The following is a 12066-nucleotide window of genomic DNA, read 5'->3' on the forward strand; positions in this document are numbered from 1 at the left end:
AAAACGACACAAAATGACCGCATCCTTTTCCAAAAGAATGCGGTCATTCTTGTGAGAGAACGAGTATAATAGACGTAGGCTAAAACACCTACAAGGAGGGAGACCTGTGACGATGCGATCGGGAAAAACGGGGTATGTTCGGACTATGCTGCTTCTACTCCTAGCGGCCGGCTTCGGCACGGTCTGGGCGGTTCCTTCTATGGCCGCCGTCTCCATCCCTCCACCCGAAGCACTCGTGGCGGCCGACGATTTCTCCTCCAACACCGGCTTGTGGGATTTCATAGGCAGCGCCAGCCGAACCTCCAATTACGTCGAGCTCACGCCTTCGCAAGACAACAAAGCCGGGGTGCTCTGGCTCAAGCAGAAGCTCGCGCCCCCTTTCAATATCAGCTTCAGCTTCCGCATCGATCAGGGGGGCACGCAACCGGCCGACGGCCTGGTCTTCCTATTCAACAAACAGAAAAACACAAGCCCGGTCAGCGGCGGAGGCTTGGGCTTCGAGCCCGGCAACGGCTACGGGGTAGAGTTCGATACATACCGCAACGCAGGAGACCCGAGCGCACCTCATATGAGCTTGTTCCGCAACAATACCGACCATACGATTCCAGGCACCTTGCTGTCGCAGGCAACTCCGCCGAATTTCATAGGGAGCTCCTTCCACACGGTCAAAATCGAAGTGACCGCAACCACGGTCAAGGCCTATCTGGATGGCACGCTTCGTCTGAATTGGACCGGCACGCTGGACAACACCTACGAAGGAATCGGCTTCGCCGCCGCCACCGGCGCAAGCACGAGCCGTCACGTCATTGACGATGTCGTTATTACGCGGCCGTTCAGCAACAATGCCAAGCTAGGCTCGCTCGCCGTCGACGGACACCCGTTCGTTTTTTCGCCCGATACGCCAGCCTATAACCTGACCGTCCCCTACGAAAGCGATACAGCCACACTACGGTACACGAAAGCCGACACGCGGGCAACCGTCACTTCGGTAACGAGTACCGTAACAAATGCCGTCTACGGCTTTACGCAAACGGAAGCTCTGGTCGGTCTGCAGCCAGGGCCAAACCCCATACAGCTAACCGTAACCGCGGAAAACGGCACAGCCAGCACGTACACGCTCACTATCATGCGCAACCATTCGTCCAACGCCTACATTCACAGCCTGCAGCCGCTCGGCCGAACGATTCTAGCGCCGGACTTCCGGAACGAGATCAGCGATTACGCGCTGTACGTCCCTGCAACGGAGCCGCTTGGCCTGCTGAGCATGACGTTATCCGACCCGAATGCGACCTATTCGCTGCGCGGCATAATGCCTAACCCGATGATGCAGCTCACAGTGCCTACGCAGCTTGAGACGACCGTGACCGCATCGACTTATTCCGAGCCTCAACTGCTCATGCTTGATCCGCAGCAATACGGTATCTACGAGCTAGCCGTGCTGGCGCAAGATCAGACCACAACGAGAACGTACCGATTCCATTTACAGCCGGTGCCCGAGCAATACCCGATCGCCTTCGCCCGAATCCGGGATCTCGCGACGATCGAAGTGGCGTTCCCCATGCCGGTCGTTTTGCCGGCGCAGCAGTCCCCGGCTATGTCGTTCCCTATCACAGGTGCGGGTGACGATTTGCAAGTCGTCCAAGCGCAGATCATCCCCGCCTCGCAGCAAACGCCCGGCATCTCTGCAACCGTGCTGCTGCAGCTGAATCGCGCCTTGCTGCCGACGGAGCTGCCTCGCCTGAGCCTTCTGCACGGCGCCGTTGCAAGTCCGACCGGTCAGCCGGTGCTGCAGCTGTTCGCTCCCGTCCTGACGACCCAGCAGCTGATCAGCTACGAACAGCAGCTCGACATTTTGGCGGACGGCCTTCACATCGACGATGTCGCACGCTATATGCTAGGTCCCGGCGACAAGGATTTCAACGGAAACGGCCAGCTCGACCGATTCGACGTGTACACGTTGTTGAGGCTCCTGCTTCCGTAGGCCTCGAGCCCGACAAAAAGGCAGCCTCCCAAGTAGCTCGACGGCTACTACAGGAGGCTGCCCTTTTTCAATCCACCAGCGGCGCCGGCCCTTCCCCGTACTCCTCTTCCCACTTCCGCTTCTGCTCGAGCTGCTTGCGGTAGATGACACCGGACAGCAGCACGCTGACCTCGTACAGAATGATGAGAGGAATCGCCACGAGAATGTCCGAAATAAAGTCCGGCGGCGTCACGAATGTCGCGACTACAACCAGAATCATGTACGCGAACTTGCGGATTTTTTTCAACCGAATCGGATTCAGCACGCGAATCTTGGTCAGGAACATGACCACGACTGGCAGCTCGAACAGCACCGACATCGGCAGCACAATATTGAACATAAACGTAAAGTATTGCGCAATGCCGTACGTCTCCGTAAGGCCCAAGCTCTTGGTCACCTCGGAGGTAAAGTAAAACGCCATCGGGAACACGATAAAATACCCGAAGGAAAACCCCATCAAAAACAGCAGCACACTGCCGGGAATGTAACGCAGCGCCGCCGTATGCTCGACCTCGGTCAATCCGGGCTTCACAAACAACCAGAACTGAAACAAAGCGAACGGCAACGACACACATAGCCCAACGGCAAAAGCAAACTGCATGAAGATCCGGATCGCGTCCCAAGGCGAGAACGTGTTCAAGGGCATGTTCATGCTGGCGGCCGGCTCTACGCTGACGAGATACAGGATCAACGGCTTCGCCGCGAAAAATCCGCCGATCATCGTCAACACCAGCACCGTGAGCACCCAAATAATCCGTTTGCGCAGCTCCGTCAGATGGTCCACCAGGGAAGCAGCTTCATCCTTCATTTCCAACTCACCAACCTAACTCATCGGATAACCTTTCCAACTTGCATAGAAAGGAAACTCGCTCAATCCGGCAGCTTCTTCTCGCCCGCGGTATCCGACGGCCTGCTGTCCAAACGCGGAGACGACGTGGAAGTAGAAACTTCCTTGCGCTGCTCCTGCTCGGAATCGTTCATAATTTCTTTGGCCCCGTTCTTGAACTCGCGGAGCGTGCGGCCGAAGGCGCGGCCCAATTCAGGCAGCTTGCTCGGTCCGAACAACAGCAGAGCGACCAGAATGATCAGAATAAACCCGGTTGCACCAATGTTTGGCATGCTTAACTCCTCCTTCTTCAAATGAAATGCATTTAACTAAAAACTAACCACGATCGGCAAACAATCCGCCATAACCTAGTTGAACGATATCGTTTCGTTCGATCGCCACACCCGCACAAACCCGTGGCAACAAAACGTCGAACACGGTAAATTTGTCGTGGATCACACCGCCGGGCAGTCCCATCACGGGGGTATCCCCCAAATAAGCCATCATCAGCATCGAACCCGGCAGCATCGGCGTGCCGTGGCTGACGATTCGCGCCCCGGCCTGCTTGATCGCGCCCGGCGTTCGATCGTCCGGATCGACGGACATGCCGCCCGTAATCAGGATCAGATCGACGCCAAGCTCTAGGAAATAGCGGATCTCGCGTACGATCGCCTCGCTGTCGTCGGGACTGAACCGCTGCTCCACCACCGCAGAGCCGAACGCCTCCACCCGTGCGCGCACGACCGGCCCGAATTTGTCCTCGATCAGGCCGGAGAACACTTCCCCGCCGGTCGTCACCAAGCCGACCCGCAGCGGGCGGAACGGCAGCACATGGATCGGCGCCGCGCCGCCATGGGCCTCGCGCCAAACCGCGGCGGCGGCCTCTACGCGCTCGACCCGCTCCCGCTCCACGACGAGCGGGATGACCCGGGTGCCGGCGATGGTCTGTCCGGACCGCACCACGGTGCAATCCGTCAATGTGGCCATCGCCAGTTGGCCTATGCCGTTCACGTCGTCGATGAACGGCTTCGCCACGCGCGCGAGCCCGCCCGCCGAGGCGCGCAGCAGCACTTTGCCCTCGCTCGGCTCGGTGGCGGCGAGGCCGGCTCCTCCGGCGGCCGCCGCCATCCGCTGCGCCGCCTCGTCCTCGTGCAGATCGGCCGTTCCGAGCTGCAGCACGTAGATGTGAGCTTTGCCGATCTTGTGCAACTCGGGGATGTCTTCCTCGCGGACGACATGCCCCTTGCGGAACAGCCGGCCTTTGAATTCGCCAGGCACGATGCGGGTCAAATCATGCGCCAGCGCCAAACCGACCGCATCCTCGACCCGTACCTCCGTCAATCGAGTTGCGCTCGGCGTTGCTGAACCCGTCGAATTGCTTCCGCTAGTCATTCTTCAGGCTCGCCTGCCCTTCCCTTCAGCTGGTTCAAGGCGGCAGGCAACTGCTCCATGACGGCGGCCAAGCTCTCGAGCACGCCCTTCGGCGTGCCCGGCAAGTTCAGCACGAGCGTCCGCTCGCGAATGCCCGCCACGCCGCGGGACATCATGCCGTACCCGGACCGCTGCATCATAGCGGCGCGCATCGCCTCGGCGAAGCCCGGCGCCAGCCGGTCGACCACCTTCAGCGTCGCCTCCGGCGTCACATCGCGGAGCCCCATGCCGATGCCGCCGGTCGTGAGCACCAGATCCACTTTGTAATAATCGATCATCTCGATCAGCGCCGCCATAATCTCGTCCCTCTCGTCCGGGACGATGCGGTATTCGATAATATCGCCTTGCAGCTCTTCCTCCACCAGTTCGCGAATCACCTGTGCACTGGTATCTTCGCGTTCCCCGCGGGATCCGAGATCGCTAGCCGTAAGCAGCCCTACTTTCCAGCGCATAAGCTTCCTCCCTCCAGCCTGTCGAAGAAATATGCCTCGTCTCTCGGACGGCGACCGCCTTCTGCAGCCCTTACTCGGCTTCGCCGCGAATGAAATCGCCATGTTTGCCGCCGGTTTTGGACACCAGGTATGTCGGTCCGATCGCCATCTCTTTCTCTAACGCCTTACACATATCATACACCGTCAGGGCCGCCGCGGAAACAGCCGTTAAGGCCTCCATCTCCACGCCGGTCTGACCGGTCGTCTTAACCGTGCCTTCAATATAGAGCACATCCGCCCCGTTGTCGGAAAAAGAAAGCTCCACACCCGTTAGCGGCAAAGGATGACACATCGGAATCCAGCTGGACGTTTGTTTGGCCGCCATAATGCCCGCCACCTGCGCGACCGCGAGCACATCGCCCTTGCCGACCTTGCCGGACTTGATGACGGCGAGCGTATCGGGCCGCATCGTCACCTGCGAGCGCGCGGTTGCGGTGCGCTTCGTCACGCCTTTCTCCGAAACGTCCACCATCCGGGCCCGGCCCTCTGCGTTGAAATGCGTCAACCCGTCCTGCTTGCTCTCCATCGCCAACGTTCGCACATCCTTCCCCTCAACCTCAGTATACTGCATTTTGCGACGAGTAACTGTTACAACTTTGTTGACAACAGCTTCGACTCGGTCACGACCGCATCCACACGCATGTCGTGCGCGTCCATCGGCACCTCCGGCACGACCTGCAAGTCATAGGCGAGCGCCAGCTTGAAAGGCTCATCGCCCCCACGCTCCGTTCGGCACCGTTCGATAAATCGGTCATAGAAGCCTCCACCGTACCCCATCCGCCCCATGGAGGCGTCAAACGCAAGTCCCGGCACAAGCATCACTTCCAGTCGCGTTAAATCTACCAGTACCGGGGCATGCAGCCCAGGCTCGAGAATGCCGTAGGCGCCCGGTTCCAAGTCGTCATACCCCAGGATAAGATGAAGCTGCAGCTGCTTGCCGGCGGCTATTACTTTCGGGACCGCTACCGGCACCCCTTTATCCCAGCCCCAACGCAAAATAGGTCCGACATCGACCTCCGCTTGGAGCGGGACGTAGGCGAACAGAACGGGGCTCTCACCGGCGGATACGCGCCTCAGCAGCAATGGTTCTAACACTCGATCGATCGCCATCCGGCAGATCGCCTCCGATTTGGCCGCCCTTTGTTCCGGCGCAAGCGCGGTTCGTTCGGCCTCCAGCCGCCTGCGGAGCTGTTTTTTGTGATCCTGCACCCGTGACCGGCCTCTTTTCAGAAAACTAGTTATCATTCTCAGTGTAGCATAATGAAGTTCAGAAGAGAAAGCGAGCGGTACGAAATGGAGCCTCCATCATCCGGAAAAAAAGGAAAGCCGCTCCTCCGAACGCGATCGGGAGAAACGGCCTATTCCATCTTCTCTACATCGTCCATCTGCTTATAAGCGTTCACATGCGCGCCGGCGATGCCGCTGCTGCCGATAATGTCGATTTTGAGTCATTTCGCCATTTACTTGCCTTCTGGTCTCTTGGTGGTTATGGCTGCGCCTGCTCGAGCTGCCGCTCGCGGTACTGCCCCGGTGTCATGCCCATTCTCCGTTTGAACACGTAATACAAGTAATTGCCGCCGGAAAAACCGTGCTCGACCGCCATCTGCTCGAACGTACGGTCCCCCTCTAACAGCTCGCGGCAGATGTGGGACAGCCTGACGTCCTCCACATAATCGCGAAATGTCACCCCGGCCTGTTCGCGAAAAATGCGCTGCAGCTGCCGGCCGCTGATGCTTAGCTTCTCCGCTACGTTCTCCAGCGTAATTAAACCCGCATGGTTGTCCTGGATAAACCGCGTTGCCAGTTGAAAGCGGAACGCGTTCATATCCCGCTGCGGAATGCCGGAGGCATCCTCTGGAACGATTGCCGCTTCATAGCCGCGAACCGTCCGCAGCAGGATTTGAATGATCGCCTGCTTGATCGTCGTATAAGCGCCGTGCTGGTTTTCCTTCCACGCCCGGGAAGCCGCCATGAACCATTGCATCGCGTTGTACCGGTCCACGGCCGTCTCCGGCGGAAGCTCTCGCAGCCGGCGGATACAGGTCTCCGCCTCCTCTTGTTCTCGCCCCGAGCCCCAGTCGTCCTCAGGCAGATGAGCGGAAGCATTGTCAGAGCCCCCACTCTCCAGCTCGCGAATATCTATATGCAGGCAGAGCTCATCCATCGCCTCATGCGCATCAGCCTCTTGGTAGTGGATCAGATCCGGTCCGGTGAGGTAGAACAGACCCTCATGCAGCGCGAATTCGCGGTCCTTGAGAATGACTTTTCCTTTGCCGCGAGGGATGAAATGAAATTCGAATTCGGAATGCTTGTGAAACGACACCGACTTGCCCGGTGCGAATTGCATCAGATGGCAGCGCAACACGTGAATCCCATAATGCCCCCAACGAAACTTCAAATCCAGCCGGTCTAACGAAAACCGGTCCTGCTCCAATGGCTGGAACGCAAACGGCGCCGCTCCTTTCTTCAGGGAAGGAGCTTTCCCCGGCTCCCCTCGGTTCGGAGTCATGTCGGTCGGTTACCCGCTTTCTTCTATTATTGAGCGAGCTCGGAAGGGCTCACGGCGCGGCCCAGCTTCACGGACAAGTTCGAAGCCTCCATCAGTCTCGTCAAATCCGCCGCCATTGCAATGTTCTCGCTCGCTACCGTATTTTGCTGAATATGCGACACCCATTGCTGGAACGCCGACGGATTGCGCTCCGGCTGCTCTTGCACCGTCCACTCCTTCGAAGCTTCCTCGCCGAGCTTCTTCGTGCGGAGCAGCAGCTTATCTTCCGGCAAGCCGTAGAGGATCGTGCCCTCCGTTCCGTGTACTTCCACGCAGAACGGGGAGTAGGCGTTCACGAAGCCCGCTTCCACGATGCCGATCGCGCCGTTCGCGCACTTCAGCACGGAGACTGCGTTGTCTTCGACTTCTTTGCCGGTGATGTAGCCGAATTGAGCGGTAACGCTCTCCGGCATCGAGCCGAGGAACAGGCGAGTCAAGTACATCGGATGGCAGCCCAGGTCGATCAGCGCGCCGCCGCCGCATTGCTCCAGGCTGAAGAAATGCGCCGGAAGCCAGCCGGCCGTAGCGCCGTTGTGCGACAGCCGCGCGCGAACGAGCGTCACGTCGCCGAGCAGCCCTTGCTCCAATATTTGTTGCACAGCCAGCGTGCAGCGATCGTTAAGCCGCGGCAGCGAAACCGTCAGCTTCACGCCCGCCTTCTCTACGGCAGCCAGAATGCCATTGACTTCCCTTTGCGTAGGAGCAATGACCTTTTCGGTGAAAATATGTTTGCCGGCATTCGCCGCTTTAATCATCACTTCGTGGTGGATGTTCGTAGGGGCGTCGACGATAACCGCATCGATGTCCGGGTTAGCCAGCATTTCATCCAGCGACTCATAAAATGCGACACCACGCTCCGTAGCTTCCTTCTGCCCGCGCTCCGGAATTTCATCCCATACGGCTACGATTTCCGTCTCCGGGTGTTCGGTCGCCTGCCTTGCGTAATCGCGTGCATGCACGTGCCAGAAGCTAATCATCGCTACTTTAATCATTTCATTCTCTCCCTTGGGCGGTTTAATGGGTACTATGTTAATACGACATGCTCCTACGGTAACACAAATAACCCTCCGACAGAAATGCAAATTTATGACATCGATACTATGAAATTGCGACATGAAGGAAGGGACATTTTACATCTGCGTGATAGTCCCGATGTAGTGGTGCTGGTGGAGAGCAGGGGCGGGGGCGGCGCGAGATGACCGTGAGACCATTTTTCGTTTGAGTGGTGGGCCGTGGGCCGTGGTGTTGGTGGATGGCAGGGGCGGGGGCGGCTGGAATGTGAGGCGGGTAAAGGCGGTAAAGTGTGGGTACGGCGTGCAGACAGTGGTGGGATGCGAGGTGCTGAGTGCGGCGGGCGGGCAGGTGGGGCGGCAGTGGGCGCATGCTGGATACCAAATTTCGCTATTGGAGAACCAAATTTCGCATACAGGCTCCACTTCGGCTAATCTGAGAACCTAAGTATCCTATTCGCGAATCTAGCTTCGCGAATAGAGTACTTAGGTTCTCAGTTCCACTTCCCGCCCGTCAAAGAAGGAAATTCGGTTCTCAGCTTGAGTACTTCGGTACCCAGCATTGTTACTCAGCACGGTTACTACATGGCCCTAGTCAACTCTATCCTCGCATCAGGTCGATTTGTACGATTTTTAATACAACCGGTGACCAATAGCAGCTAAATCCACTCATTCTTTACGATTTTTCATACAATTGGCGACTCAGATCAGCTACCTAACCCCATTTTTATTTGATATTTCGCACAAATCGCGACTTAGATCAGCTTCAGTGACTCATGGTGTATGATTTTTCGTACAAATTTTGCCGCCGCTGAGTTTATGCTCTAGTCTCCGCCCTTTCAACCCCCTAGCTTCCCTTTCCCTCCTACACGATCCCTCTCAGCCAGTCCACTGCGGATTTCAACCCTATATACTAGTGAATCAGCGGGTTTTCAGGTAAACTTGAACTACATAATCATGGATCAGCTTTCGGAGGGACTATCAACATGCTGTTGCAAGTGAACCAAATCAACAAAAGCTACGGAATCAGACCGATTCTTACGAATATATCGCTGCAAATTTTGGAGAGAGAGCGGATCGGACTTGTCGGGGCGAACGGCGCGGGCAAATCGACGCTGCTGCAAATTATCGCAGGGCTGATGTCGGCGGACTCCGGGGATATTTTCAAGTCGAAGGAAACGCGGGTCGGCTACTTGTCGCAAAATTCGGGTCTGCAGTCGGGCGAGACGATGTGGAACGAGATGCTGACCGTGTTCGCGGACTTGCTCCAGATGGAGCGGGAATTGCGGGAGCTGGAGCGCCAGATGGCCGATCCGGCTGTACAGGCGAGCGAGAAGCGGTACGAGGACGTGCTGCAAAAGTACAGCCTGCTGTCGGAACGTTTCCGCGAGCGGCGCGGGTACGAGATTGAGGCGCGCATTCGCGGCGTGCTGCATGGGATGGGCTTCGGCAGCTTTGCACCGGAGACGCCGATCGACACGCTCAGCGGGGGGCAAAAGACGCGGCTCGCGCTAGCCAAGCTGCTGCTGGAGGAGCCGGATTTGCTCGTCCTCGACGAGCCGACCAACCATTTGGACATCGACACGCTCACCTGGCTCGAGGGGTATTTGCGCGGCTATCCCGGCGGCATTCTGGTTGTCTCGCATGACCGGTATTTTCTCGATGCCTTGGTAACCGGGATCTATGAGATCGAGCGGCATGTGTGCAAACGATATACAGGCAACTACAGCCGGTTCGTGGAGCTGAAAGCTGCCGAATACGAGACCGACCTCAAGCATTATGAGAAGCAGCAAGAGGAAATCGGCCGGATGGAGGATTTCGTCCGCCGCAATATTGCCCGCGCTACGACGACCAAACGCGCCCAAAGCCGCCGCAAGGCGCTGGAACGGATGGATCGGCTGGACAAGCCCGCTGGCGATCTGAAGAAGGCTTCCTTCCGTTTCGAAGCCGGGCGGGCGTCGGGCAAGGAAGTGCTGCATGTGAAGCAGCTTGGAGTAAGGTTCGAGGGGCAGTCCGGCGCTTTGTTCCGCGGGACTTCGTTTGAGCTGCGACGGGGCGAGACGGTCGCTTTGATCGGGCCGAACGGAGCCGGCAAATCAACGCTGCTCAAGGCGTTAATCGGCCAACAGCCGTATAACGAAGGAACGCTCCTGTGGGGCACCCATGTGGACGTTGGATACTACGATCAAGAGCAGCAAGGGCTGACTCCTTCGAACAACGTGCTCGAGGAGCTGTGGGACGCATACCCGCACCTGGAGGAGGCGCGCATCCGGACGGTGCTCGGCAACTTCCTGTTCAGCGGCGAGGACGTGTTCAAGCCGGTGTCCGCCCTGAGCGGCGGGGAGAAGGCGCGCGTGTCGCTTGCCAAGCTGATGCTGCAGGAGGCGAACCTGCTCATCCTAGACGAGCCGACGAACCATCTCGATCTGATCAGCAAGGAGGTGCTGGAGGCCGCTTTGCTCGATTACGACGGGACGCTGCTGTTTATTTCCCATGACCGTTACTTCCTGAATAAAATGGCGGAACGCGTGCTGGAGCTGTCGGCCGGCGGCGTCACCAGCTACCTGGGCAACTACGAGGATTACATCGAGAAAAAGCAGGAGCTGGCCGAGCTGGAGGCCGAGCGGAATGCGGCTGCAGCCGGAAAAGGCAGTAATGGCGGGAAAGCCGGAGCCGGCGTCAATGCCGGTGGTTCTGGTGGTACGAGTGGCGGTGCCGGCACGGGAGCTGGCGTCGGTGCAGGTGGCGCCGGTGCGCTGGGTACGGGCGGCTCAGGGAATGCCGGCATCGACAAGCAGCAGCAGCGCGAGGAGCGCAGCCGGCAGCGCAAGCTGGAGCAAGTGGAAGCCGCGATTGCGGTGCTCGAGGGCGAGCTGGCTTCGCTCGAGGCCGAACTGCTGAAGCCGGACGTGTACAACGACTACATGGCCGTCCAGGAGTGCCAGCTCGAGATCGACGGCAAGAAAGAAGCGCTGGCTCCACTGTATGAGCAGTGGGAAGCTTTGCTGGTGTAAGCAGCTGACCTTTCGCTTCCATAACCTGAAGCCGGGGCTCGTTCTTTGGAAAAACCGCAACCATTACTGTTTTTGGCAGCTGCAGTTGCCTCCCGTATCGCGGCGGCATAAAAGCAATACTCCCCTTATGGGGAGTCTGAAGATAGCTTGAGCAGCAGCAGCGGTACGGCTGCGAACACAATCATCGTCCCTCCGGCGACGATGCCGGAGTCATTGAGGAGCAGCGCCGCAATCGCTCCGATTGTAATAGCGGAACAGCCATCCATGAGGAAGGGGTGGCTGTTTTGCCATTTTCGGAGCTCTCGCGGCCACAGGACAACCGCCAGCATAACGAGCAAGCCGGCGAGCAGCACCTTGCTCCATGCGGAGACGCCGAGCAGATGGATGTTCATCTGCAGCTTGCGGACGACCATCGCCCAGACGAGGTCGACACGCCCGTCCCGCAGCCACTGCATGGCGTTGCCGATGTGGCTGGGGGTGGAAGATGCGGCGGGAAAGGCCGCGTTGAGCAGCCAGAGCGCAGCTAGCGCCAGAGCGACGAGCGCCGCGATCGCTAGCGCCGTGCGCATGAGGCGCGAGGCGCGGGCTGGAGCGGCGGCAGCGGCGGAGGCACGCGAAGCGGCGCGAGGCGCGGGCTCTGGCGTGGCCTCGCGGGCCACGCCCGAAGCCGCTCGAGCCCCGCGTGCCTCGCGCGCAGAGCAGCCACCGGCGGGCGGCAGCGGGGCG

General features: G+C 58.7%; 11 protein-coding genes. 2 read left to right on the forward strand and 9 right to left on the reverse strand.

Annotated elements, in window-relative coordinates; genetic code table 11:
• Window positions 1-112: 112 nt before the first annotated feature.
• Window positions 113-1981, forward strand: coding sequence for a cadherin-like beta sandwich domain-containing protein (locus PKO02S_RS04910; protein ID WP_246066839.1), 1869 nt, complete (start codon window positions 113-115; stop codon window positions 1979-1981).
• Between the two features lie 67 nt (window positions 1982-2048).
• Here the strand turns inward: PKO02S_RS04910 and tatC are convergent, their stop codons facing one another.
• From tatC to PKO02S_RS04950, 8 genes are all read right to left on the reverse strand, one after another.
• Complete coding sequence (gene tatC / locus PKO02S_RS04915) at window positions 2049-2828, reverse strand: twin-arginine translocase subunit TatC (RefSeq protein ID WP_127579983.1); 780 nt, start codon at window positions 2826-2828, stop codon at window positions 2049-2051.
• 62 nt (window positions 2829-2890) lie between these two features.
• On the reverse strand, window positions 2891-3139 hold the full coding sequence (locus PKO02S_RS04920) for a twin-arginine translocase TatA/TatE family subunit (protein WP_127579984.1): 249 nt from the start codon (window positions 3137-3139) through the stop codon (window positions 2891-2893).
• Window positions 3140-3182: 43 nt separating this feature from the next.
• The gene (locus PKO02S_RS04925; protein WP_127579985.1) at window positions 3183-4238 is read right to left on the reverse strand and encodes a molybdopterin-binding protein; all 1056 of its coding nucleotides are present in this window, start codon (window positions 4236-4238) and stop codon (window positions 3183-3185) included.
• Window positions 4235-4729, reverse strand: coding sequence for a MogA/MoaB family molybdenum cofactor biosynthesis protein (locus PKO02S_RS04930; protein WP_127579986.1), 495 nt, complete (start codon window positions 4727-4729; stop codon window positions 4235-4237). The genes PKO02S_RS04925 and PKO02S_RS04930 overlap by 4 nt, the downstream gene beginning before the upstream one ends.
• A gap of 70 nt (window positions 4730-4799) precedes the next feature.
• Window positions 4800-5294: a cyclic pyranopterin monophosphate synthase MoaC gene (gene moaC / locus PKO02S_RS04935; protein ID WP_127579993.1), complete on the reverse strand. Its 495-nt coding sequence runs from the start codon at window positions 5292-5294 to the stop codon at window positions 4800-4802.
• Between the two features lie 62 nt (window positions 5295-5356).
• Window positions 5357-5977, reverse strand: coding sequence for a 5-formyltetrahydrofolate cyclo-ligase (locus PKO02S_RS04940; RefSeq protein WP_164821302.1), 621 nt, complete (start codon window positions 5975-5977; stop codon window positions 5357-5359).
• A 277-nt stretch (window positions 5978-6254) separates the two neighbouring features.
• Window positions 6255-7277 carry an AraC family transcriptional regulator gene (locus PKO02S_RS04945; RefSeq protein ID WP_127579988.1) on the reverse strand — a complete coding sequence of 341 codons (1023 nt, stop codon included), beginning with the start codon at window positions 7275-7277 and terminating at the stop codon, window positions 6255-6257.
• A gap of 26 nt (window positions 7278-7303) precedes the next feature.
• Entirely contained in the window at window positions 7304-8308 is a 1005-nt protein-coding gene (locus tag PKO02S_RS04950; protein ID WP_127579989.1) for a Gfo/Idh/MocA family protein, read from the reverse strand.
• Window positions 8309-9312: 1004 nt separating this feature from the next.
• On the opposite strand from PKO02S_RS04950, the gene PKO02S_RS04955 reads away from it, so the two are divergent.
• Window positions 9313-11340 carry an ABC-F family ATP-binding cassette domain-containing protein gene (locus PKO02S_RS04955; RefSeq protein ID WP_127579990.1) on the forward strand — a complete coding sequence of 676 codons (2028 nt, stop codon included), beginning with the start codon at window positions 9313-9315 and terminating at the stop codon, window positions 11338-11340.
• A 125-nt stretch (window positions 11341-11465) separates the two neighbouring features.
• Here PKO02S_RS04955 and PKO02S_RS04960 read toward each other — a convergent pair whose 3' ends face one another.
• Window positions 11466-11999 carry a hypothetical protein gene (locus PKO02S_RS04960; RefSeq protein ID WP_127579991.1) on the reverse strand — a complete coding sequence of 178 codons (534 nt, stop codon included), beginning with the start codon at window positions 11997-11999 and terminating at the stop codon, window positions 11466-11468.
• Window positions 12000-12066: the final 67 nt, after the last annotated feature.

It is taken from the genome of Paenibacillus koleovorans NBRC 103111 (assembly GCF_004000845.1).
GTDB classification, from domain to species: domain Bacteria; phylum Bacillota; class Bacilli; order Paenibacillales; family NBRC-103111; genus Paenibacillus_AA; species Paenibacillus_AA koleovorans.